General features: G+C 56.2%; 13 protein-coding genes. 6 read left to right on the forward strand and 7 right to left on the reverse strand.

Going from position 1 to position 24,733, the window contains the following annotated elements; genetic code table 11:
- The first annotated feature begins 128 nt into the window (after positions 1 to 128).
- From OHL22_RS20370 to OHL22_RS20385, 4 genes are all read left to right on the forward strand, one after another.
- Positions 129 to 3,974: a carboxypeptidase regulatory-like domain-containing protein gene (locus tag OHL22_RS20370; RefSeq protein ID WP_263341430.1), complete on the forward strand. Its 3,846-nt coding sequence runs from the start codon at positions 129 to 131 to the stop codon at positions 3,972 to 3,974.
- Positions 3,975 to 4,092: 118 nt separating this feature from the next.
- Positions 4,093 to 6,378, forward strand: coding sequence for a GH92 family glycosyl hydrolase (locus OHL22_RS20375; protein WP_263341431.1), 2,286 nt, complete (start codon positions 4,093 to 4,095; stop codon positions 6,376 to 6,378).
- Between the two features lie 228 nt (positions 6,379 to 6,606).
- Entirely contained in the window at positions 6,607 to 8,901 is a 2,295-nt protein-coding gene (locus tag OHL22_RS20380; protein WP_263341432.1) for an outer membrane protein assembly factor BamB family protein, read from the forward strand.
- A gap of 41 nt (positions 8,902 to 8,942) precedes the next feature.
- On the forward strand, positions 8,943 to 9,881 hold the full coding sequence (locus tag OHL22_RS20385; RefSeq protein WP_263341434.1) for a ThuA domain-containing protein: 939 nt from the start codon (positions 8,943 to 8,945) through the stop codon (positions 9,879 to 9,881).
- A gap of 39 nt (positions 9,882 to 9,920) precedes the next feature.
- On the opposite strand, the gene OHL22_RS20390 is transcribed toward OHL22_RS20385, so the two are convergent.
- Genes OHL22_RS20390 through OHL22_RS20405 form a run of 4 tightly spaced genes read right to left on the reverse strand, consistent with a single transcriptional unit; the run spans position 9,921 to position 14,576 of the window.
- The gene (locus OHL22_RS20390) at positions 9,921 to 10,676 is read right to left on the reverse strand and encodes an SDR family NAD(P)-dependent oxidoreductase (RefSeq protein WP_263341436.1); all 756 of its coding nucleotides are present in this window, start codon (positions 10,674 to 10,676) and stop codon (positions 9,921 to 9,923) included.
- A gap of 53 nt (positions 10,677 to 10,729) precedes the next feature.
- Positions 10,730 to 12,019 carry an MFS transporter gene (locus OHL22_RS20395; protein ID WP_263341437.1) on the reverse strand — a complete coding sequence of 430 codons (1,290 nt, stop codon included), beginning with the start codon at positions 12,017 to 12,019 and terminating at the stop codon, positions 10,730 to 10,732.
- Complete coding sequence (locus OHL22_RS20400; protein ID WP_263341438.1) at positions 12,016 to 13,629, reverse strand: acido-empty-quinoprotein group A; 1,614 nt, start codon at positions 13,627 to 13,629, stop codon at positions 12,016 to 12,018. Before OHL22_RS20400 ends, OHL22_RS20395 begins: the two co-directional genes overlap by 4 nt.
- On the reverse strand, positions 13,626 to 14,576 hold the full coding sequence (locus OHL22_RS20405) for a c-type cytochrome (protein WP_263341440.1): 951 nt from the start codon (positions 14,574 to 14,576) through the stop codon (positions 13,626 to 13,628). The genes OHL22_RS20400 and OHL22_RS20405 overlap by 4 nt, the downstream gene beginning before the upstream one ends.
- Before the next feature lie 195 nt (positions 14,577 to 14,771).
- On the opposite strand from OHL22_RS20405, the gene treY reads away from it, so the two are divergent.
- Positions 14,772 to 17,426 (forward strand): malto-oligosyltrehalose synthase, encoded by a 2,655-nt coding sequence (gene treY / locus OHL22_RS20410; RefSeq protein WP_263341443.1) that lies wholly within the window; start codon positions 14,772 to 14,774, stop codon positions 17,424 to 17,426.
- A gap of 2 nt (positions 17,427 to 17,428) precedes the next feature.
- Entirely contained in the window at positions 17,429 to 19,165 is a 1,737-nt protein-coding gene (treZ, locus tag OHL22_RS20415; protein ID WP_263341445.1) for a malto-oligosyltrehalose trehalohydrolase, read from the forward strand.
- A 4-nt stretch (positions 19,166 to 19,169) separates the two neighbouring features.
- On the opposite strand, the gene OHL22_RS20420 is transcribed toward treZ, so the two are convergent.
- The 3 genes from OHL22_RS20420 to OHL22_RS20430 form a co-directional block, all read right to left on the reverse strand.
- Entirely contained in the window at positions 19,170 to 20,468 is a 1,299-nt protein-coding gene (locus tag OHL22_RS20420) for a histidine-type phosphatase (RefSeq protein WP_263341447.1), read from the reverse strand.
- Positions 20,468 to 21,487 (reverse strand): YncE family protein, encoded by a 1,020-nt coding sequence (locus OHL22_RS20425; RefSeq protein ID WP_263341448.1) that lies wholly within the window; start codon positions 21,485 to 21,487, stop codon positions 20,468 to 20,470. Before OHL22_RS20425 ends, OHL22_RS20420 begins: the two co-directional genes overlap by 1 nt.
- Positions 21,488 to 21,562: 75 nt before the next feature.
- Positions 21,563 to 24,439 (reverse strand): TonB-dependent receptor, encoded by a 2,877-nt coding sequence (locus OHL22_RS20430; protein WP_263341449.1) that lies wholly within the window; start codon positions 24,437 to 24,439, stop codon positions 21,563 to 21,565.
- Between the last annotated feature and the right edge of the window lie 294 nt (positions 24,440 to 24,733).

Raw genomic sequence — 24,733 nt, forward strand, 5'->3', positions numbered from 1 at the left:
AGCTGCAATAGCTCATCAATATCGTTGACACGCCTTTTTGCAAAGAAATACAACACTGCTCGTTCCAGTCAGCCAGAGATCTTCAATATGGCGGCTGTTGTACCTGAGCTCGTTTTCCAGGAGGCTTCATGCAACTCAGTAAACAGTACGAGAGTGCGCAGCAAAATTTCTTGCGGAGCTTTTGCATCCGCCTTAGCGCGCACATGACGTTTATCTTCCCTTGGGCCTTACGTGCCACCGCTGCCGCAGCTTTGGTATCAGCAGTCAGCGCCTGCGCGCAGACCGGACAAGGCGCAATCGGCGGATCTGTACGTGACAACTCCGGATCTGTTATCTCTGGCGCCGAAGTTGAGGTCCTTAGCGGGGCGACCGGTGTGAAGCAGACAACAACCACCAATCAAAATGGCCTGTTTCAAATCCAGTCTTTAAACCCAGGGCTTTATACGGTCATCGTTCAGAAAGACGGTTTCGAGCGTGCAACGGCAGAATCCGTAAATGTATCCGGCGTTGGCACAACCCCCATCGACATCACGCTGACCATCGGCGCCGTCAGTCATACCGTTACAGTCAACGCTGATGCGGACCTGCTCACAAAGACGGAATCTAACGTCACGACGACGGTCGATCATGCAATCGTTGAGAATCTTCCTTACCCCGAGCGCAGCTCACTCGAGGCATCATTGCTCGTTCCCGGAGTTGTCGGTGATCCGTTGCAGCCTGGCGGCATTTCCACCGAAAATCCAAACGCCTACACCAGCTATGTCACCCCCGGCGCAGGTATCGTAGTTGGCGGCGCACCTCCAGGCACCAGCTCCATCGTCGTTGACGGTTCCGACGTCACGCAGCCCAGCCTTGCTCGCACCGGCGTGAATCTCTCCGGCCATGAAGTACAAGAGACCACGGTAATCGTAACCGGACTTTCCGCTAAGTATGGCCGTACCGGAGGCGGCGTCATCGTTCAGAGCAGCGCTGCCGGAACCAACCAATATCACGGCGCTATCACTTACAGTCACACCGACCCTTACTTCAACGCCTTTCCCGACGGCAATACTGCACCCAGCGCACTGCACGAAAATTACTACGGCTTCTATGCTGGTGGTCCCGTCTGGGTTCCCAAGATCTATCCCCATAAAGACAGAACGTTTTTCTTTGTTGGAGTTGAGCCCGCACGTCTGCAGAATGCTTTCGGATTCCGTGGCATCTTTCCAACTCCGGACGAACTCGCCGGCCATCTACAGAACTCCCTGACGCTTCTCAATCAAAGCATCCTCAAGAGCTCCGGCTACGCAGCGGCGCTTGCAGCTCCTCGAATCGGCTCCATCAACTATCAGTCAACGATCAATGCGAACGGATTCCCCGATGGGCCCTACGATACGTCGCAGATTCGCGCCATCGCCAACAACGATGTCTCTGCCCAGCTTGCGCAAAATCCTTTTGCGCAGTTCGTCCTGTCGCAGTTCCCGACGCCTAACAACCCCGGCCCCTACATCAAGTTCGACAACCCCCAGGCCACACCCCAGAACGACGGCACCAACGCGACTTACCAACGTGGCGTTCTCAACACGGATAATCGCTACTCGATCCGCATCGATCAGCACTTTAATAACAACGACCGGCTCTTCGCTCGTTACACCGTGATCCCGGTCAGCGCAGCCCGGTTCTTTGCCGTCGATCAGTCAAACCCGCTGACCATTGTGCCCACTGACTCAGCCAGCACCCACGATATTGCTCTCGGCTACACGCATACCTTCTCAAGCAGCATCGTCAACAGTTTCCATTACTCTTTCATGCGCGTGAATCAGCAGCGTCTCGCGCCTCCCAGCACACGCAACAAAGACTACGCCGCAGCCTACGGTCTCACGCCTGCTTCCTTTGGCTATGGCTTCCCCAGCCTCGGCAATCTCAATGCCAACGGCGTCTCCTACACCATGCAGATGGGCCTTTCGACTGCAGCCATTCAGGTTGATCAGAACTTCATTGCTGGCGACGACTTGACCTGGACGCATGGAAACCATCTGTTCCAGTTCGGCGGCGAGGTCCGCTGGATGCAGTCCAACCAGTACGATCTCGGCGGAGCCACCGGCGGCCGTTACAGCTTCTCGGCAGGCCAGACCAACAACGGCTCTACTGGAGGAGCCCCACTCGCTACCTTCATCCTGGGAACGATCTCTTCCTTTTCCAACACACCCGTTGAGATTCCCGGCTACTATCGCTGGCGCTACTACGCCGGCTATTTCCAAGATGACTGGAGAATCCTCTCTAACCTCACCATCAATGCTGGACTTCGTTACGAACTCGAAACGCCACGCATGGAGAAGTTCAACAATCAGGCCTACGTTGGCCTCAACATTCCCGGCAACCTGAACGGACTCGCAACGACCGCAGCTTTCTGTTTTTCCGGAGCCTGCGGCAATCCCAAGACATTGTGGCCGATCAACTACATGGGCTTCGAGCCCCGCATTGGCGTTGCCTACTCTCCTACGCTGAAGACTTCCGTTCGCGCGGCTTACACACTGCAGCGTTTGCCGCTTACCGGTTATGAAAACATCCCTGATCCCGACTTCAACGTAGCATCGCAGGCGGTCGGCAACCAGAGCGGCGGTGTTACTGCCAACTCGACTGTCAACTACATCACCAACCCCGTTGGACCGCTCACCTCCGCCTATACAGCGCTCAACGGCAATCGTGGCCCCATCCTCTACTCCAACGGCCTGGCTCCGGTCTTTGTCGAGCACAGCAGCAAGGTTCCCTATACACAGTCATGGAACCTCACATTGCAATATCAGCCTGCGACACGCACCATTCTTCAGGCTTCCTACAACGGCGCCAAGGGTACTCATCTCGTCGGTCCGTTTGGCGGTGCAGGTACTGCCATCGCATTGAACGTTCCCGATCTATCCACGATCGTCAATGCTATCCAGACTCATCAAAACCTGGGCCGCAACTTTCCCAATCCCTGGGGCATCACCCAGAATGGATCCCTCGTATCTGAAACCGGCCTGCAGGCGCTCAACCCTTATCAGAACTTCTTCAATCAATCGCTCAACTACATGTATCCGCGTGGCGGAACGATGGAATACAACGGCATGTACCTCAGCGTCAATCAGCGCTTTGGAGCCGGACTCTCGCTGCTCGCCAATTACACCTGGTCCAAGACCCTCGACAATATTCCCGATACCAATACCGGTGCCAACGGCGGTGGCTTTGGCTACGTCGTTCCGCAGAATCCACTCAACCCCTATGCTGAGTGGTCCGTCGCCAGCTTCGATCAGGCAAGCCGTCTCAAAGCCGGCTACACTTACGATCTGCCCATCGGCACAGGACACCTGCTGAGCCTGCACAACCGGGTTCTCGACAACCTCATCGGCAACATTTCCACTGCAGGCATCGCCACCTACGCCGATGGCCTGCCGAACGCCATTACCCTCGGCACTGTTGGCTACTTCGTTTCTGTTACGCCTTCTGGAGTTAATGGCTGCATCACCAGCGGCTCAAACCAATTCTGCACCGCCAACGCTCTGCCAGCCGGATATACACTGCGCCCCAATATCGTTCCAGGCGTACCGCTGATCAACAAGAACTGGAAGAAGAACGCGCTCAACTCCAACTTCACACCTTACCTCAACACCGCAGCGTTTTCAGTCCCAGGCTCGCTCAGTAATCCTCAACTGGGTAACGCACCGCGTCTGCTTGCCAACGCGCGCTCCCCACGCGAAGCCCTGTTCGATATGCATTTCACCAAAGGATTTAAATTTGGTGAGCGCTATGATCTTAAGATCAACAGCACCTTTATCAATGTCTTCAATCACCCCGTCTACTACGGCGTGAACCATTCGCTGCTGAGTTCAAACACGGTTTCGAATGTAACCGGAACCGTTAAACCGGTGACTACTGCGAGCTTCGGTGAGTTCAACCAGTCCCAGACTGCCGGCATGTCCCGCGTTATCCAGGTAGGCGGCGAATTCACCTTCTAAACGAAAAGCGGATGCGGATCACCTCGATCCGCATCCGCTCCAGCAATATCCCTGTAACAGCCTGCCTACTATCGTAAGAGTGTGGATCATTGCATAGAGTGAGGACATATTACGGTAGATGAAGCAGATTAAGAGAGCCCCCTACTCGATAGTTGCCAGTAAAGCTGTATTGCTATTTGCGTTCATCGTCAGCACAGTTGGCATCTTCGTCGGCCCAGCAATTCCATACGCAGCAGCAGAGCGCCCATCCGATCCATTTTCCATGGTCGATCCCCGCATCGGAACGGCTCATGAAGGACAGACCTATCCGGTTGTCGGCGTTCCCTTTGGTATGACCGGCTGGACCCCCGAGACACGCAGCACAGAAGCCAAGTGCATTGCTCCCTACTACTACAACGACGCAAAGATCACTGGCTTTCGTGGCAGTCACTGGCTCAGCGGAAGCTGTACACAGGACTACGGCAGCGTGACACTCATGCCCACGGTTGGCGATCTGAAGGTCAACCCCGAGCAGCGCGCTTCACACTACCAGCATGCCTCTGAGGTCATGTCGCCTGCTTACTACTCCGTACATCTGGATGACTACAACCTCAACGTCGAACTCGCAGGCACTACTCGCGCGGGCATCATGCGCATCACTTTTCCTCGCGAAGGCCGCCGCAATCTGATCATCGAGCCGAATGCACGCGCTGGACAAGGTTTCGTTGAAGTGCGCCCGGAAGCCCGCGAAATCGTTGGCTACAATCCAGTCGTTCGCATCTATCAGGGAGCCGGGCAATCCGCAGGCTTCAATGGCTACTTCGTCATCAAGCTCCAGCAAGCGTTTCAGGAAGCCGGTACCTGGTGCGGCGATCAAACAACGAAGCACACACAACAGCAAGGGGCGGGCTGTGATCGTCTTGGCGCTTACGTCACGCTTGCCGACAATGCGCCTCAGCGCATCCTCGTCCGCATCGGCACATCCTTCACAAGCCTTGCCGAAGCAGAACGCAATCTTTCCGCAGAGGAACCCGGCTGGAACTTTGACGCTGTCCGCGGACGCGCCGAAGCCACCTGGCGCCAGTATCTCAGCCGCATTGAGATTGAGGGTGGAACCCCGGCGCAACGAACCACCTTCTATACTGCGCTCTTCCATGCCTCGCTTGCTCCACGCATCGTCAGTGATACCGACGGCACTTATAACGGCTTCGCCAACGAAGGCCGCGTGCATCACGCCGCCTCAGGCAGCGACTACTACGACGACTTTTCTCTTTGGGATACCTTCCGCGCACTCCACCCGCTGCTCACCATTCTTGATCCTCAGCGTGACGGTCAGATGATTCAGAGTCTTGTGGACAAAGGCCGGCAAGGCGGCTTCCTTCCTATCTTCCCCACATGGAACAGCTATACCTCCGAGATGATTGGCGATCATACTGTTGCCGTCATTTATGACGCCTATGCGAAGGGCATCCGCAACTTCGACGTTCCGGAAGCCTATCGGCTCGTTCGCCAGAATGCTTTTATCACTCCGCCTCGCGATCAATATGTAGAAGGCAAAGGCCGTCGCGCGCTGGCCTCGTACTTGCAATACGGTTACATCCCGCTCGAAGACGAAGTGCCCGACGCGTTCCATCGGCGTGAACAAGTCTCCCGTACGCTCGAGTACGCTTACGATGATTTTGTCGCTTCCCGATTCGCTTCCGCGCTCGGACACACGGATGATGCAGCGCTTCTGCTCAAGCGCTCCGCTAACTGGAGAAACGTTCTCGACCCCGAAACCCGATTCGTTCGCGGCCGCTATGCAAATGGTTCCTGGATCTCCCCATTCGATCCCGCCAAGCCCGCAACCTATGTCACCGAGGCCAATCCCTGGCAGTACACGTTCTTCGTCCCCCAAGATGTGGATGGCCTGATTGACGCCGTCGGCGGCCGTGAAGCCTTCATCTCCAAGCTCGATGGCCTCTTCGCCAACAATCTCTACGATCAGGGCAACGAGCCCAGCCACGCCATCGCGTATCTTTACAACTTTGCCGGCGCACCCGCAAAGACGCAGCAACATGTTCGCGAGCTTCTCAACACACAATTCGGCTCTGGTCCTGACGGTCTTCCTGGTAACGACGACGCTGGCCAGATGTCCGCATGGTACGTCCTCAGTGCGATGGGCTTCTACCCAGTGTGCCCCGGCACACTCGACTACAGCATCGGCTCGCCGCTTTTTTCGCGCATCGTGATTCATCTCACCAACGGCAAACGCTTCACGATCTCAGCACTAGACAACTCCGCCGACCACACTTACATCCAGTCGATACGTATGGACGGCCACCTGTACAAGAGCTGGAGCTTTAGTCATCTTGATATACTCCGTGGCGCCACATTGACACTCCAGATGGGAACCATCAATTCCAGCATGCAAAAGAAGGAATAAATCGCAGAACCTTTCTCAAATCCTGCGCTTCGCTGCTGGATTAAGGTGCGATATCGTTACTTCGGTTCTACTATCGAGAACTCCTCCGGCGTCACACTGAAAATGCCAGATGCTGTCTTGCTGAAATCGGCTCGCAGTTCAACTTCTCAATGTATTTTTCCCCCTTGACCGCTAGAATCGGTGCAGCTTTTTGTGGCTGGAATTTCTGCTCTGAAATTCGAGAGGGATATGACTCGAGAACCCGCCGGCATCGATTCGCTTATGAGGAACGTTCCGCTCCTGTTTCTCCTGCTCCTGTCGTTCAGTATTCCCTCCGATGCATCGCACGACGCATCCGGGTCATGGCCCATGATCAATCTCAATCCGGGGGCCACCCGCTACTCTCCGCTGGCCCAAATTACGCCTGCAAATGTCCAGCATCTGAAGGTTGCGTGGATCTATCACATGAAGCCTGCGCCGGTCGCAGGGGCCGAATCGGACAACGGATGGCGGCTCTCTGAAGATCAACCACTGGTTGTTGGAGACACGATGTTTGTCGTGACACCGTACAGCCGCGTGGTTGCGCTGGACCCGGCCAGCGGACGAGAAAAATGGGTCTTCGTCATTCCTGGATCAGATCACGCATCACTGCGTGGAGCCGCATATTGGCCTGGGGACGCATCCACCGACCCCGCTCTCATTTTCGGAACGAACAATGGGCTGCTCTACTCGATCAGCGCAACTACCGGCAAGATCAACGCAGCTTTCGGCAACAACGGAGCGGTCAATCTACGTACGCCTGAAGTCATGGGTACAAACATAGGCGCGCTCTACATTCTGCCCTCACCGCCGGTCATTTACAAAAATCTGGTTATCACGGGCGCGGGACCTGGCGAAGGCCACGGAGGCACGGGCGGCGGACTCGGCGCTGCTGGAGATACGCGCGCGTGGGACATCCATACCGGAAAGCTCGTATGGACGTTCCACGCGGTGCCACGCCCAGGCGAGACAGGCCATGACACATGGGGCGGTGATAGCTGGAAAGATCGCTCGGGCGTGAACGTATGGGGGTACATGACCGTCGACCAGCAACGGGGCATCCTCTACATGCCCTTTGGGGCCCCGAACTACGACCGCGTCGGCGTAGATCGGCCCGGCGACAATCTATTCGGCACCTCGGTGGTCGCCGCGGACGCTGCCACAGGAAAGCTGCTTTGGTACTTCCAGGCCGTTCACCACGACATATGGGACTACGACACGGAAACGCCTCCGACTCTCATCGATGTCCATCGCGATGGCAAGACGATCCCCGCGGTAGTCATTGTCAACAAGACCGGGCTTCTATTTGTGCTTGATCGGCTCACGGGCAAGCCGCTGTTTCCGGTCGTCGAGAAGCCAGTGCCTCCCAGTGACGTTCCGGGCGAGCATGCCTCTCCTACGCAACCCTTTCCCGTAAAACCCGAACCGCTCGCGCCAATGAAGGTGGAGCTGTACCATGACCTGCCGGATCACGCGGCATGGTGCAAGGCTTATGTGGACGACAATCACATGCTGCTGGCGCAGCAGCCTTACACTCCTCCGGCATTCAATCGCTATACGCTCAACATGCCCGGAACACACGGCGGCGTGAATTACTCCGGCGGAGCGTTCGACCCCACGCTCGGACTCTTCGTGGTGAATGTCAACAATCTCGGCCAACCGGTGCGCATCGTGCCGGAAAAGGGCGGAGGATACAGCAATTCAGGCCAGTTTGCAGGATATGCGCGTTTCTGGGATCCCGAGAAGCGCCTTCCGTGCACAGAGCCACCCTGGGGACAGCTCGTGGCGGTCGACGTGAATAATGGCACGATTGCCTGGCGATCGACTCTGGGCGTTACCGACAGTTTTCCCGCCGGAAAACAGCTCACCGGGCGTCCCGGCCTGGGAGGGCCCATCCTCACCGCAGGCGGCCTGACATTTATCGGCGCCACAGATGACGCACGTTTCCGCGCATTCGATACAAAAACCGGAAAGGAACTCTGGACCTTTCATCTGCCTGCATCCGCTGAATCTATCCCCATCACTTACACCGACCAGCACGAAACTCAGTACGTGGCAGTTGTCGCAACCGGCGGAGGTTTGCTGCGAGCGCCTCTGCTCAGTGATGAGCTCATCGCATTCAAGCTCGATGACGGTGCGAGCGGTGGGCCAAACGTCGTTCAGGCAAGCCCGAATCCCACGGTATCTCAACCATCGCCCGTAATATTCTCTGCAACGCCGGTGAAGCAGGACCCCAGATGGAAAGCGCTGATAAGCCAGCAGGCCGCTTTGCTGCCCGCGGGATCAGGACGCGATGTCACCATCCGCGCCTGCTCTACTTGCCATGGCCTCGACATCTTGAGCAATCAGCACCTGAGCACGCAGGAATGGTCCGGCGTTGTGCAGACCATGTCCGCAAAAGGCGCTGCAGCCAGCCCTGCGGAGTTGAAGCTCATCCAGTCTTATCTTGCCAAAGCATTTCCTCGCCCAGCCGGTAAAAGTCCAGGCGGTCAAAGTCCAAATTGAAATTCCTCAACCCTATCCCCCATGTGAAGGATGGCAAAACATTGAGAACACAATCAGGTTTGCAGCAGAAGTTCTCGTGGATACAGCACCGGGCGGCGCGCCGCATGCTTTACGCGCTTCCCGCTCTCGTTCTTCTTGCAGCCGCATCGCTCCTGCCGCTGCAAGCCGCAGCACAGTCTCAGGCCTCACAAGGACCCCAGACTCCCAAGCCATGGGGCCAGAATGCAAACGGTATGCACATCTACATCTGGGCAGGACTGAAATCCCATCTTGTGGGTCAGCATGACTATCCACAGTTTCTGGCTGACTGGAGCAAGTTGCTGACAGAGCATGGCGCGGTGGTTGACGGTGCTCTGCATGCGCCCACCGCTGCTGACCTTGAGCACACCGATGTGGTCATTATTTACAAGGGTGACGCAGGGTACCTCAGCGATACGGAAAAGTCTGCTCTGGAAGATTACGTCAAACGTGGCGGAGGGCTGGTTAGCCTGCATGATTCGCTCTGCGGCCCGGACCCGGCTTACTTTGCCACTCTGGTCGGGGGAGCGAAGAAGCACGGTGAGGTCAATTACACTCTCGGGGCACCGATCCCGTACACCATCGTGGATTCTGCCGATCCGATTATGAAAGGCATGTCGAATTTCACCATCTTCGACGAAGCCTTTTACAGCATGACCTGGGCGCACGACCCCGGTGTCCACGTACTCGCTACCGCCGTTATCCCCGGAACTCCGAGCGCGGGCTCCCACAAAGGTGAAGTGGTCCCGCAGATCTGGACGTATGAACATGCGGTCGCCAGCGGGAAATCCGCACGCGCCTTTGTGTGGATGCAGGGACACGAGTATGCCAACTTCGACAATTACCAGATTCAGCAGATGCTCCTGCGCGGCATCGCGTGGGCGGCGCAAAAGCCTGTAGACGCTCTTGTCGATTACGTGCCGCCGCCTTCAGATCATCCCCTGCCAGGCGCACCGCGATAGCGTCTCTGAAAGGCGATGAGCTCAGACTCCTGATCCTTTTTAACGCGCCGTCCAGCCGCCGTCGATCAGAATGTCGGTTCCCGTAATGAAGCCCGCAGCTTCGGAGCACAGGTAGCAGGCGAGTGCACCAATCTCCTCTACCTTGCCCCACCGCGCAACGGGTACGTTGGCCATGAACTGCGCGTACTGTTCAGGGTTGTTCATCACTGCGAGATTCATATCGGTACCGATTGGTCCCGGGCTGATACCGTTGACTGTAATTCCCTCTGTAGCCAACTCCAACGAGAGCGCTCGCGTGAGCCCCAGCAATGCGGCCTTCGCTGAGCTGTAAGCTGTACGCCCTGGGAGCGATATATGGCTCATGATCGATGTCATGTTGAGAATGCGGCCATAGCCGGTACCTTTCATTCCTGGAACCAATGCCCGGCACATGAGAAACGTCGAGATCAGGCTTGCATCGAGCACGCTGCGGAACTCCTCCAACGTGTAATCCACCAGATTTTTCCGTATGTTGATTCCAGCGTTGTTGATCAGAATTTGCGGATTGCCAAATCGCGTCTTGATCTCTTCGGCCACCCTCGCGACATCGTCCTCGCGAGTCACGTCAGCGACAAACACATCGGCCACCGCTCCCTTCGCGGCGATCTCGTCGCGCACCTGCTCCAGACGCGCACGGTCGCGCGCCACCAGGGCGATCTCCGCTCCAGCATCGGCGAGCGCCTTCGCCATCGCCTCACCCAACCCTCGGCTCCCTCCGGTAATGACAGCAGTACGCCCTTTCAGATTGATTTCCATCGATTCGCTTCTCCTCACGCTCTCGGTTTCGCTCTCTCAGTTCACTGCTGATCTTACAAAGGCGCAGGGCTCGAACTGGCTGCCGGCACTGAGCCCAGTCGGCGCTCCCTATCACGCGCTGCCGATTCCGGATCAAGATACAGCCAGCATGCCGCGGAGACAGCCGACGCCCCCACCATGGAATAGATCAGCAGATTCCATCCCCCAAGCCCTGTACCAACGTGCTGCAGAATGACTCCGCCAACAACGGGCGCAATGAATCCACCCAGGTTTCCCAGCATATTCATCGCAGCCGCAACGGTGGCTGTATAAGCTCCGCCGATCTCCACACAAGTGTCCCACGAAATCGGCATCGTCAAATCGCTGGAGAAGCTGGCCAGACCCATCACCACCATTGCCGGCACTACCGCATGAATCCGTGTACATGTAAAGAGCAGAATACCTGTCGCGAGAAAGCCGCCGAATGCAATTGCGCGCCTTGGCAGCCGCCGCGAAGACAGGCCTGCCGTCAGCGAGCCGAATCCACCGAACAGGAGTGGCAGCACGGCAAGCGCAGCCGCACGCTCCGGCGACTGTCCCCGTCCCTCGCGCAGATAGGTTGGCAGCCACGTAATGTAGAAATACCAGACATACGAAAAGCAAAAATATTGAAGGAGGAGCACGGCAACCTGCCTCGTCAGCAGCAACGAAATCCAGCTTTGCTCAGCTCTATGTGTCGTAAGTGTTCGTGAATCTTGTAGCACTTCCCTTTCCGCCGCGTTCACCCCAGGATGATATGCCGGATCATCCCTGAACCATATGAGGAACACGACGCACCACACCAGACCCAATAATGCGAAGCCAACAAAGGCTCGCCGCCAGCCGAACCATGTAATGCACAGAAGCGTCAGTGGTGGTGTTGCCGCGCCTCCCCAGCGCGTGCATGCCCACATCAGGGATTGTGCGGTCACTCGCTCACGCGACGGCAACCACGCGCTCAGCATACGTGTCAGGTTTGGAAAGCATCCCGCCTCGCCAGCTCCAAACAGGAACCGGATCGCCACCATCGAAGTGACATTCCATGCTGCGCCGGTCAGCGCCGTAAACGCAGACCACGCCAGCACGATCTGCGTCAGCGTTCGCCGCACACCGAGCCGATCACCCAGCAGCCCCATGGGAATCTCGAAGAGCGCATAGGCCAATCCAAACGCGCCGAAGACCAGACCCATTTGCTGCTTTGAGAGATGCAGATCATGGGAGATTGGCCCGGCCGCGCCTGAGATTGCCACGCGCTGGACATAAGACAGCACCGCGAGTCCAATCGCGAGAACGACGACTCCATAGCGTGTACGACTGGGCTTCATTGGCTAATGCTCCACGCGTACAAACTGTCGCCTGCGCCGAACACGATGTACTGCTTCCCGTCCAGCAGATAAGTAACGATGCCACCGGATTCGTTGGCGTTCAGTTCGTGATGCCATAGGATGCGCCCTTCATCCGCACTGAAGATAATCATGTTCTTCTGATCGTCACCGGAGATAAGCAGATTGCTTGCAGTTGTCAGGATGCTCGGCCCAACGGTGCTCGACGCATCGTTCCTGTTCGGATACGCGTGCTTCCACACAGCGTTTCCTGTAAGCGGATCGATAGCCTGCAGCACTCTCACCTGACGCCCTATCCCGGCACCTGTGCCGCCGTAGCCAGAAGGCTTGTCGCTATCGTCGGTCAGGTAATAGATCGCTTTGCCTTCTACGGAGTTCACATAGACCAGCCCGGTCTTCGGGCTATAGGAAGGAGCGGGCCAGTTCGTCGCATTGACGATGTTGATTGAGCCGCCCACTGATGGGTCCTTGTCGGGAATCGGAATTGGTTCGCCATTCGGCGACAGCCCCGATGAATAATCGAGCGGCACAAACGGTTTCACTACCAGATGCTTGCCCGTCACGCGGTCCAGCGTAACAAAGAACCCGTTACGCGCGGCCTGGGCCAGCAGCTTCTCCGGCTTTCCGTCTACCTCACGATCAACCAGGATCGGAGCTGTGGTGTTGTCGAAATCATGCGTATCGTGCGGCGATACCTGGAAATACCACTTCAGCGTTCCGGTATCCACATCAAGGGCAACGATCGATTCGGTCCACAGATTCGCGCCTGGTCTTCCCTGCCCTGCAAACACCGGATTCGTGTTTCCCGTCGGCCAGTAGAGCAGGTTGAGTGCCGGATCGTAAGTCCCCGGCATCCATGTCATCCCGCCGCCATGCTCGGATGCCATCTCGTTCGGCCATGTCTTCAACGCTGGATCACCCTTGCGCGGCGTCGACCACCATGTCCACTGCAGACCTCCCGTCGCGGGGTCGAAAGAGTCGAGGAAACCCGGCATGTCCATTGCGTCCCCGCCCACTCCCACAATCAGGTGGTTCTTCACAACGAGCGGCGCAGCAGTGGAGAAATACTGTTTCCGCGCGTCGGCGTAGTTCTTCTTCCACAGTTCCTTGCCCGAGTTCGCATCGAGAGCGATCAACCAGTTGTCCGGCGTCTCAAAGAACAGGCTGCTCTTCCAGATCGCCACGCCTCGTTGTCCTATCAGATGCCCGCCATGGTCAATCCAGTCATAGTGCCACAATTCTTTGCCGGTATGAGCATCGAGAGCCCACACGTGGTCCGGAATCGTCATATACAACACGCCATTCACTTGAAGCGGCGTGCATTTGATAATCGGAACGGGCGCGCCGCGCTGCGCTCCAACGTTAGAGATGCGATATACCCATTGGGGCGTGAGCCGGCTCAAATTCGCGGCGTTTATCTGGGTTAGCGTGCTGTAGCGCTCTCCGGTATAGTCACCGTTGAACGTCGTCCAGTTCGTCACTGGCGCCTTTCCAATCAAGTCTGGATCAAGCGACACCATTGGCGCGTGAAGCGGCGTCTCCGCCACAGCCATCGCCACGATTATCGTGCAGAGCCCGGCAACCAGATTCATTTGAGCGTCTCAAAATAGGCGGTTACGTTGTGCATCTCATCATTTCTCAGCTTCATCACAATCTGCTCATGCGCCACAAGTGGATCGTGAATCTGCACCTCCACACCGGGCACGAGATCAATGCTCTTTGCCTCGCCCGGTTCCGTCACCAGACTGATTCGAAAATCACTGATCTGAGTTACCTTGCCCGAGATCGTGCCGTCCGCTGTTTTGATTTGCGCTGTCATATCCTCGTCGCGTACCGGCCAAATCCAGTTGCGCTGCAGTTGTTCTGGAGAGCGGTACTTGCCCGCAATGTGCGCGAAGGTCTGCGCCGTGTGACAGCCCATGCAATGGCTCTCCACGTATGCTTTTCCTTCCGTGGCGTTTCCAACCAGAATGTTCAACACGTGGTAAGTCCCGCGATTCGCGACATCATCCACCTGCAGATGTAGGAATTCGGCAATATCCGTTAGCTGCTGATCAGACATCGTTGCGAAGGCCGGCATGCCCTTTTCCAGAATGCCTTTCCTGAGGAATGGCATCAGGTGCTCACCCTTATCGTCAGCAAGAACCTTGTCGGAAGTAATCAGGTTCGGACCGGTCGCTCCCCGAGCATTTGGCCCATGGCAGAACGCGCAGTTCTGTGCAAAAAGCGGAGCACCTCGTTCAGCCGCGGCCTTGTCCGGCTCAGCTCCCAGTCCAAGAAAGGCGCGTGTTGCGGCTGCCCTTTGGGTCGGGTTCGCGGTTTGACTTTTCTCCTGCACGCCTTCATGGGCGCTCGTCTGAGACTGCTCGGGGGTGGCCACGAATGCCACACCACCAACGGCGCTTCCGACAAGCAATGTGGCGCAGATTAAAGAGCGCAATTGACTCTCCCCTGATTCCTCTCTTGATCCATCTCTCGATCCAACCGGCCGACCACATAAGGCATTCAATGCCAGGCAATCTGAATCGCCTTCCAGCATATGCTAGTCGCACTGGGGTCTGCAGCCGAAGCTCGCCTTCGAGCGATTGATCAATCACACGGAAGAGTCGGGAACGATCGCGGTTTGTCGATAAACGGACGAGCAGCTGTAGCGGCAAACCATGTCTGGTCTCTTAAAATCTGCATCTCACCTTATGCAAGATCATCATCCAATATTGTGGATCAAATGCAAACCATGCCTCGTATTCCCACCTCAACATATCGCTTGCAGTTGCATGGCGAGTTTACTTTCGATGATGCGAAAGCAATAGCGCCTTACCTGAAGGAATTGGGGATATCGCATGTGTATTGCTCGCCTTATCTGCAAGCAGCGCCAGGCAGCACGCATGGATACGACGTGGTCGATCATGAGCATGTAAATGAAGGGCTGGGCGGCGAAGAGGCGCATCAGCGCTTTTGCCAGCGGCTACGAGAGCTTGACCTGGGTCAGGTGCTTGATATCGTACCCAATCACATGGCGACTGGTTCAATGAATCGCTACTGGTGGGATGTGCTTGAGAACGGCCCGGCAAGCCGCTACGCTACGTGGTTCGACATCGACTGGCAATCTCCGGAGATTAAGCTGCAAGGCAAGGTGCTTATCCCCGTGCTCGGCGACCAGTACGGACGTGTATTGGCTGAGGGAAATATCCGTATCGAATGGGATCGCGAACGGTTTCAATTGCGCTACCTCGATCAGCGGTTTCCACTTTCGCCTCGCTCGCTTGCCACGGTGCTAATGCGCACTGCGAGACAGATGCGTGACGATACGCTTGGTTTTCTTGCAGATAGTCTTGCGCGCCTGCCCGCGCCCGATTTGAATGACCCGGCCCTGGTGCAGGATCGTCATCGCGACAAAAATGCCGTCTATGGCTTGCTCAAGCGTCTTTGCGTGGAGAAGCCAGAGCTCATGCAAGCCATCGAAGCTACGCTTAGCTCGATCAATGCTGACATCGATGCGCTAGACGAAATTCTCGACCAGCAGAACTACCGGTTAGCATACTGGCGTACGGCCGATCAAGAACTCGGCTACCGACGCTTCTTCGATATCAACACTTTGGTAGGAGTGCGCGTGGAGCGGCAGCACGTCTTCGACGCGACGCACTACCGCATCTTCCAATGGCTCGACCAGGGTGTGCTCGACGGAGTACGGACCGATCATCCCGACGGTTTACGCGATCCCCAGCAATACTTCGCTCGACTGCGAGCGCGTGCTCCTAAGGCGTGGATTATCGGCGAGAAAATTCTCGAAGACGGCGAGTTTCTGCGCGAGAACTGGCCTATCGACGGCACGAGTGGCTACGACTTCTTGAACGTGTGCAACAGTGTACTTGTTTACGACGTCGGACTGCGGAAGCTCAGCGATATCTATGCGGAGTTCACCGGAAGAAATGAATCCTACGATGCGATGACGCACGATAAGAAGCTTAACGTCGAGCAAGAGGCTCTGGGCAGCGATGTGAACCGGCTGGCAAATCTCTTTGTTGAGATTTGCGAAATGCATCGCAATGAGCGCGACTTTACGCGAGCGGAGATCAGGCGCGCCATCCGCGAAGTGGCCGCGTGCTTCTCTGTCTATCGGACCTACGTAGTTGCGGAGCGGAATGAGATTACCGAAGAAGATCGCAGAGAAATCGTCTCCGCGGTCACACGAGCTAAAGAGCAGCGCACCGACATCGACGCGAGGCTTTTTGATTTTATCGGCGACGTGCTCATGCTTAATGAGCGGGGCGGGCGCGAAAGCGAGTTTCTTTTGCGATTTCAGCAGTTCACGTCTCCCGTGATGGCTAAAGGCGTCGAAGACACGGTTTTCTACTGCTTCAATCGCATGATCGGACTCAACGAGGTGGGCGGCTCGCCTGCGACGAATGGCATCACGCTCAAGGAGTTTCATGACTATTGCAGGCACATGCTGGCGACACACCCGCTAACCATGGTGTCTCTAACGACGCACGATACAAAACGCTGCGACGATGTGAGGGCGCGGCTCGCTACCTTGTCGGAAATTCCAGAGAAATGGCTCGCAGCATGCACTCGCTGGACACGGTTGAACGAGCCGCTCAAAGTGAATCGCAGTCCCGATCGCAATACGGAATACTTTCTCTATCAGACGCTTGTTGGCGCATGGCCCATTTCCGAAAAACGGCTTCAGGCCTACATGGAGAAAGCTACGCGCGAAGCCAAGGAACAGACGAGCTGGACCCAACAAAACAAGGAATTCGAAGAGGGCCTTCGAACATTCCTTCAAAAGCTGCTGCAATCGACTGAGTTTTTGGCTGATCTGGAAGCGTTTGTGCTGGAAGTGAAGGAAGCAGGTCAGACAAATAGTCTTGCGCAGTCGTTGTTGCACTATACGGCGCCTGGCGTTCCCGACACATTTCAGGGCGGAGAACTCTGGGATTTTCGTCTGCTCGATCCCGATAACCGCAGTCCAGTCGACTATGGAATGCGGCAGTCGATGCTGAACCAGCTAAAGGGCGGCCTTACGCCTGAAGAGATTCTCGAGCGTGCGGATACCGGCATGCCGAAGCTCTGGCTGACATATAAAGCGCTGCATCTGCGCCGCGAGCATCCCGAGTGGTTCCTGGCTGAGGCGGAATACACACCGCTATTTGCGACCGGGCCAAAGGCAGAGCACATCATTGCTTTTACCCGTGCCCGACACGTTCTGACGTTGGTTCCACGCTGGCGATTGATCCTTGGAGATGACTGGGCGCGCACGTCGTTCGAAATTCCTGCCGGAAGATGGCGTAACGTTCTCACCGATGAGTTGGTGCATGGCGGCATGACATCGATCGAGGAGCTTCTTCAAAGGTTTCCGGTAGCGTTGCTTGTCCTTGATTCGGAGTAATCATGTATACATTCAGGATCTGGGCGCCAAAAGCGAAGAAGCTCGCAGTGCAAGTCGGCGAGCAGCGTTTGCTGATGCAGGGCCCCGATGCGCACGGGTGGTGGTGGGCAGGACTGGAATCTGCAGAAGCAGGCAGCGACTATGGTTTTCTTGTCGACGACGATCCCAAGGTTTATCCAGATCCGCGTTCGCTGTGGCAGCCCCGGGGTGTACATGGAATGTCGCGTGTTTACGACCAGGATGCGTTCTCATGGAGCGATACGGGCTCTCAGGCTGCGCCGCTATCGAGCGCGATTGTTTACGAGCTCCACGTAGGTACGTTCACTCCTGAGGGCACATTGGATGCTGCAGGTTCAAAGCTTGACTATCTTAAAGAGCTCGGTATTACGCATGTGGAACTGATGCCTGTGGCGTCGTTCTCAGGCAATCATGGATGGGGCTACGACGGCGTGGCGCTCTTTGCCGTGCACGAGCCTTATGGAGGACCCGATGCGTTGAAACGCTTTGTGGATGCTGCTCATCGCCGAGAGCTCGCCGTCTTGCTCGACGTGGTTTACAACCACTTCGGCCCTGTGGGGAACTACACCGGAAAATTCGGCGCCTATGTGACCGAGACACACCAAACTCCATGGGGCGGAGCAGTGAACCTAGAGGGCGCGGACGCGTATGAGGTCAGGCGCTTCTTTTGCGATAACGCACAGATGTGGATGCGAGACTTCCATATTGATGGCTTGCGCCTTGATGCAGTGCATGCCTTCGTGGACCGATCAGCAATTCATTTCCTCGAGCAGCTCGCCATGGAAACCAAAGCGCTGGAGGCTACGCTGGGACGACGGTTAGTGCTGATCGCGGAGAGCGATCTGAACGACCCTCGCATCGTAACAGCGCGTGACGCAGGTGGCTTCGGCCTGGACGCGCAATGGAGCGACGATTTTCATCATGCGCTCTTTGCGGTGCTGGCCCGGGAGCCCGAAAGCGGGTACTACGCCGATTTCGGGCGTGTCGGGCAGCTTGCCAAGGCGTTGCAAGATACGTTTGTGTATGACGGTATCTATTCCGAATACCGCAAGTGCGTGCATGGACGGCCTGCAAAACATCTTCCGCAGAGCCGGTTTTTGGGCTACATCCAAAATCATGACCAGGTAGGGAACCGCGCGACGGGGGAGCGTCTGACGGAAAGCGTTGGATTCAATCGCGCAAAGATCGCCGCCGCGATGATCCTGCTATCACCGTTCGTCCCGATGCTTTTTCAAGGCGAAGAGTGGGCGGCATCGTCGCCCTTTCCCTATTTCGCAGACCACGATGATCCTGAACTGGCTCGGTTAGTCTCAGAGGGACGTAAGAAAGAGTTTGCGGTATTCGGCTGGGATCCGGCCTTGATTCCCGATCCAGAGAAACGTGACACATTCGAAAACGCAAAGCTGCACTGGGACGAGATCCAACAAGAGCGGCATGCCGAGATGCTGAGATGGTACCGGAATTTAATTTATCTGCGCAGAACCACTGCCGATCTCAACAACAGCGAGCCAGGCCAAACATCGGTCGCATGGGATGAGGACGAACGATGGATAGCAATGGAACGAGGTTCTATTACGCTGATATGCAACTTGGGTAACGCCGAGTACGCCTATCCTCTGCCAGACGGGGCGAATATCATTCTGGGTTCGCGGCCAAACCTGGTCCCCAACAACAGTTCGTTGAAGTTGCCACCGAACACGGCCGCCGTATTAAGCAGTTGACAAGCTACCGAGTCAGCTCGGAAGAGGTTGTCTTTTGTAGCAATGCCTGAAACGCGCTCCACTCACAAGACGCATCGCTCCTGCTGCACCCCGGAATGAATACCGGCACTCGCTCGGGCGGGTTCTCTAAAGTGAGCGGTGTGGTGTTTCGCATCTGATCAAGTGTCTGAGCTGTAAAGAAAAGTCGCACTGAGTAATTCGAAGCAGATCCGTCCTGCCAGAGTTCGAACACAAGGGCGCTACCTGGCGGAGTATCATCGCGCCTTCCATCAATGAGCCAGGAGAGGCCAAGCGCTCCACTGATATTCGTGAGGTTGGTGTCATGTCCAACCAGAATGAGCAAGCGATCGGATTTTCTTCCGGCTGCTCCAGCGACCGCTTTTTGGGTGACTGTCTGCTGCATCGACGCGAGGATCGCTTCAAGCATTGGCGCTGACTGCGCACGAGCAATGTAGGGAGTCCAACGTTCGAGATCTGCGCTTGCCGTGTGGAGTTGCATCAACTCTCGCAACGTGTGTTCATCGACACGGCCCCATCCTACCTGGGGCATGCCATCGGTATATTCCAGCAGCAAATTTTCTGCCATCGTCGCCGCTGTGCCTAACGGGCTGCGCAACTCCACTAGATGGTCACCTTTTCCCGGAGCAATCGAAGAAGGGACATCGAACAGAGACATCTTTGGCGGAGCACCAGTGCCTGAGAGCACCTGTTCCAGAGCTTGCAGCTGTGGACGGTACGCTTCCACCAATCCAGAGGGATTGTTGCCGATTCGCCCAGACAATGCTGCCGTAGCAAGTTGCTTATCGGGATGAACAGTTCCTGCGGCAAGCGGGTGAAAGAGCGGATCGGGTGTGCCCTCGGCAAGGGCGTGAGTTTCCAGATTGCAATCCGGCAAGAGGCCGGCGGCTATCGCTTTGCCCGTTTCGCGGGTGCGCTGGTCGGAGTCGGCGAGGAGGGTTATGTGTTCTACGTCGCCGCAACCCTCCGCAGCAAGCAGACCCTGCTTTATCAGGAATTCACGTTCGAAGCCGCCCATGAGCTTCATAAGCGTGAAGCCGCGCTCGGTGAGATAGCCCGGCGGTACACTCCACGCGGGCCAGGGCTGGGCAGAAAACTGATTCAGCTGGTCAGTCTTACCGGTTGGAGACCGCACTCCATGACGGCTGACTACGACTACAAATCTCAATTTTCCCTGCGGCGTAGACTCATCTGCCGAAACCTTGGAAGGCTGCTGCGCAAACAGTGCGGGGTATCCGGCGAGCATGATGGTGGCGAGGATGAGCGGTTTGAATTTTCCCAGCATCAATTGCCACCTTGTACGATTGACGTGGAGTAAATATCTATCTCCGCAGACTTGCTGCCAGCTCCGGGGACGCCTACGTATAACAGGGATTGCGATGGTACAAAGAGTGCCGTTTTCGCTCCGGTTGCGGTAGGAACCACTCCAAGAGAACGAAGCTTGGTCTTCGATTCAGTCTGAAAAACGTCAACCTCGCCTGCTCCAGCGATAACGTATATGCGATGCGCGGACGAATCGTAGAAGAGATCGTCTGCGCCTTCGCCCGTAGAGACACGGGCGAGTTCCTTCCCGGTCGCGGCATCCAGAGCGAGAAGCACCGCAGGAGTCCGGCAGGCTACATAGAGCACTTGGTCTTCCGCATCAAACGCTAGAGGAACATTGTGGCTAGCCCCAGCCAGCCTCCATTTGCTGTTCGCTGTGTTACCAGCGCCATCAAGAATGGAGACCTCGCTAGAATCCGCAATGTTGGCAAAGATCCGTTGGCTTTGTGGATCGATCTCAAGAGCCTCAGGGTGACTTGCTACCGCAATATCCGTCTTCAGATGAAAGCTATCGGTATCGACTACTGCGATGCTGGGCGGAGCAGCCGCGCCGCTTCCGCCGTGGCCCACGAAGAGCAAGTGGTTTGTCTCGTTGTAGACCATATCATCGGCATCGTCGGAAAGCTTGATGCTTCCGGCGAGTTCGAGAGGTGAGCCTTGATACCTCTTAAGTTCAGCAAGCGTGCCATCCGCAACATAGAGCGTGTGGGTGGAGGCAACCCATACCAGGCCGTGCGGCTTGCCAAGCCCTGAGATGGTTTGCTCCACCTTTCCGGTTGCGAGGTCAATGACCTCAACGGAATGATTTCCAGTCGCCGCTGCAAAGAGACGATTGCCTTTGAGGTCAATCGCAAAGTGGTCGAACTTGCCGGTTACTCCCGGTAGTTTCACGGTCTGCTGCAACACAAGCGGCGGCGCAGGCTGAGCGATGGCGGAACCGGAACTTAGCGATATCCCGAGAACAAGCAAAATGAGCTTCATGGATACTTTCTTAGATTGGATTTGTCGATCAAAAGACCGCTTGCAGTGGTGCTCCCAGATATCTTGCAATCCGCATTACTCGTGGTGCTGGGTCCAGCGGATACCACCGTAGTAAATCGGCTTGTAGTACTCACGCTGCGTCATGTATTGCTTGCTTCCGTTGTAGAAGCCCAGAATCGCGTTGTTGGCGTTTTCTTCCGAGGCGGTAATCGTGAATCCTTTACCAAGGTAGTAACTTGCCTGCGCGTCCACCTGAGTGCGTTCGAAATAGTAGTTATCCCCGAATGGCCCGTTAACGGGGCCGGGCACAGCGTTGGAGCCCTCGTTTTGCCATTGATAGCTGGCGATATTGGGACCGTTATAGGAGATGCCGACGGAGACGGTCGCACGCTTGGTCTCGTAGGTCGGAGTAATGTTATAGGAAAATGGCGCCTGACCTACCAGTTGCGGGGCGTCCGTGCGATTAGGTATGTCGTAGTTTTTCGATCGCGTCCATGTCATGTTGGCGTTAATCTGCGCATGGCCCAGGGCCCCCGGCAGAAACGACAGATGTTGCTGGTAGGCGAACTCAATGCCCTCAACGTACGCATGGCCGCCATTGATCCACTGCGTCAGCAACACGGTTGGAGTGACGGGGTTAGGAAACGGGTTGGGTACCTCCGTTTCTGTCTGAAAGAGAGGCTTGGTCAGATGTTTATAAAAATAACCAGCCTCAATCATGCCAACAGAAGGGAGAAACCTTTCATAGAGGAGATCGTAGTCATCGGCATGTTCCGCAACCAGCGCCGGGTTGCCGATGTTTTCGACATTCGGCTGTTTCGTTTCATCCAATGTTTTATAGGGCACCAGTTCGTACGGATCTGGCCGGGAGATCCCCATGCCAAATACGGCGCGAAGGTCCGAATTTTGGTCAATGCCGTAGCGAAGCTGTACGCTCGGCAGCGGGTTGATATAAGAACCGCCGCCATTCACGGCCTGGGTGGAGATGTAGATGCCATCGGAATCGTTGATCACAAGGTAGCCGGTGTTCGATTCGTTGGTGGCCTCGATACGCAGCCCGGTTTGCAGGTGGAACCTGCTTCCCAGATCGACGGTATTCATGATGTAACCGGCCGTAATCCTCTCCTGCAGGTTGTAATTCGCCGGATCGGAATTCAGATGGGTCTCCGGCTCATCCAGAGGAAGTACGCCTGGATTCGCTGCCAACCATTTCTCAGTTGATTCAAACGATGTAACTGGTCCGTATTTGTAACTCCCTCCATAGAAACTTGGATTTGTAAAGTTGGTAGTAAATTGGCTCATCAGTGGATTTGCGTTCGCGCTGCAGGGGCTTGTGCCATTGTTGACCTGGTCGTCGGTCTGGGGATTGCAATCGTATGTAGGTGAGAAAGCGTACTGTCCCTTGTGCGCATTACGGATCAAGGCGCCAAACTCGAACGTGGATGCATGCGAGCCCAGATGGTAATTGAGCCCGACCGAGCCGCTTGCCTGCAAATTGAGCTGGGACGATTGTCCGGTGGTGAGGTTAATGTCCTGGAGGGCGTACTGGGTGGGGTCGTAGATGGGATCGTTTGCCGCGCAGGGGAACTGCGGCCGATAGATGCTTGGACCTGGAACATAAGTGCACGTGCTTCCGAGGTTCGAATTCAGTGGAGTGTAGTCCGCACCAGGGTTGCCCGCTGCCCCGCCTTCGCGCGAGTGCGAGATGGCGGCAACATAGTGGATAAAGGAATGGGTGAAGACGTGATTGCCGCCGAGAAAGAGATCGGAGATCTGGTAGTTCGGCCGGCGCAGGCTGTTGTGGAACGAGACGCCGGCATTACCATTGGCGCTATTACCAATGTCGTACTCGTACTTCTGGCCGTAGTCCTTGAAGTTTGAGAAGATGCCGTGCACGAACAGATCGGAGTTGTCCGAAATCTTGTAGTCCATGCTTCCACCGAAACCATACCGGGTGTGGTTATAGAAATACTCATTGAGGGCGATAGTGTCGAAGTAAGGAGCGTTACTGCCGTCGGGATTGACATCTGGCAGGGGCTCCACATCGTCCGTGCCCAGGTCGTTCAAGTCGTAGCTAAAGCTGAATATCGCTCCAAAACGCTGGTGCGCGCCGAATCGCTTGCCAACGGTCGCATCATCCCGGAACCATGGCTGGCCTGTGTCGATTGGGTTCCAGCCACCAAGGCTTTCAAAATCGAGCGTCGGCCGGCTGCTCGTAGCCTGCCTCACATGCAAGTTCACTGAGCCACCAATGGCGTCGCCGTCCTGGTTGGCTGATAGCGTCTTGTTGATATCGATCGAACCCACAAGGTCCCCGGGGATCACCCACAGATCAACCTGCCGCACCTGCGGATCGGGTCCGGGCACAGAGACGCCATCGACGGTGGTGTTGCTGAGGCGGGGCTCAGTCCCACGAATCTGCACATATTGAGCTTCGCCCTCGTTGATCTGCACCGTCACGCCCGGCATGCGGCCCAAGACGGTTGCAACGCTCTGATTAGGCAGATTCTGGATGGTATCCGCCGTCGTCACATTAAGGATGTTCTCGGAGGTGCGCTGCTCATTGATGGCGGCCACATCGCCCTCCAGGCTGCCGTTCACGGCAACCTGTTGGCTGGTTGAGGCAAGCTTCAACGTTGTATTCACCAGAGCATTCGCTCCGGCATTCACTACCACTGTGGAAACATTCGTAGCGAATCCCACAGCCGAAATTGTGACCGTATACGTGCCCGGCTTCAGGTTTTGAATGACAAAGTTGCCCTGTGCATCCGCTGCGGTTTTGGCTGCTCCCGGCTCCAGCGCAATCTGCGAGCCCGGCAAGACCGCCCCGGAAGGATCTTTCACAGTGCCGCTGATGCTGCCGGCAGAACTTTTGTCGCTGGAGATTGTAGCGTTGGCGAAGGGAACAACCAGTAAGAGAAGCAGTAGAAGGACAGGGACTCTGGCGCGCATAGTTCTCCTTGAAAGGCGAGAGGAGAAGCCGCATGCTCCCTATCTCGCCTTGGGTGTGGCATCGCTGATCGTTAGCTTGTGCCGTGGCTGTAAATCGATGTTTACGAGACCGTAAATAAGTTCTAAGGAAGCTCTGATTAAGTGGGCGTTTTGAAAGGGCACTAATTTATTTGCGCTGCTAAATCATGCAGATTGAACACCGGCTTCAGCCGCTGAGGGAAGATTTCTCTCCATCGGGCCACCTAATCGGAGCTTCCCTTAGGTGCGAGGTCGCCGCGTACCGCATCGATTGCT

This window comes from Acidicapsa dinghuensis, assembly GCF_025685685.1.
In the GTDB taxonomy this organism is placed as follows: Bacteria; Acidobacteriota; Terriglobia; order Terriglobales; family Acidobacteriaceae; genus Acidicapsa; species Acidicapsa dinghuensis.

Bases quoted from the DNA above. Each gene is read 5' to 3' on its own strand.
- OHL22_RS20375 (WP_263341431.1), top strand. From the start codon at position 4,093: ATGAAGCAGATTAAGAGAGCCCCCTACTCGATAGTTGCCAGTAAAGCT.
- OHL22_RS20420 (WP_263341447.1), bottom strand. From the start codon at position 20,468: ATGCTGGGAAAATTCAAACCGCTCATCCTCGCCACCATCATGCTCGCC.
- OHL22_RS20370 (WP_263341430.1), top strand. From the start codon at position 129: ATGCAACTCAGTAAACAGTACGAGAGTGCGCAGCAAAATTTCTTGCGG.
- treY (WP_263341443.1), top strand. From the start codon at position 14,772: ATGCCTCGTATTCCCACCTCAACATATCGCTTGCAGTTGCATGGCGAG.
- OHL22_RS20380 (WP_263341432.1), top strand. From the start codon at position 6,607: ATGACTCGAGAACCCGCCGGCATCGATTCGCTTATGAGGAACGTTCCG.
- OHL22_RS20395 (WP_263341437.1), bottom strand. From the start codon at position 12,019: ATGAAGCCCAGTCGTACACGCTATGGAGTCGTCGTTCTCGCGATTGGA.
- OHL22_RS20425 (WP_263341448.1), bottom strand. From the start codon at position 21,487: ATGAAGCTCATTTTGCTTGTTCTCGGGATATCGCTAAGTTCCGGTTCC.
- treZ (WP_263341445.1), top strand. From the start codon at position 17,429: ATGTATACATTCAGGATCTGGGCGCCAAAAGCGAAGAAGCTCGCAGTG.
- OHL22_RS20405 (WP_263341440.1), bottom strand. From the start codon at position 14,576: ATGCTGGAAGGCGATTCAGATTGCCTGGCATTGAATGCCTTATGTGGT.
- OHL22_RS20400 (WP_263341438.1), bottom strand. From the start codon at position 13,629: ATGAATCTGGTTGCCGGGCTCTGCACGATAATCGTGGCGATGGCTGTG.
- OHL22_RS20430 (WP_263341449.1), bottom strand. From the start codon at position 24,439: ATGCGCGCCAGAGTCCCTGTCCTTCTACTGCTTCTCTTACTGGTTGTT.
- OHL22_RS20390 (WP_263341436.1), bottom strand. From the start codon at position 10,676: ATGGAAATCAATCTGAAAGGGCGTACTGCTGTCATTACCGGAGGGAGC.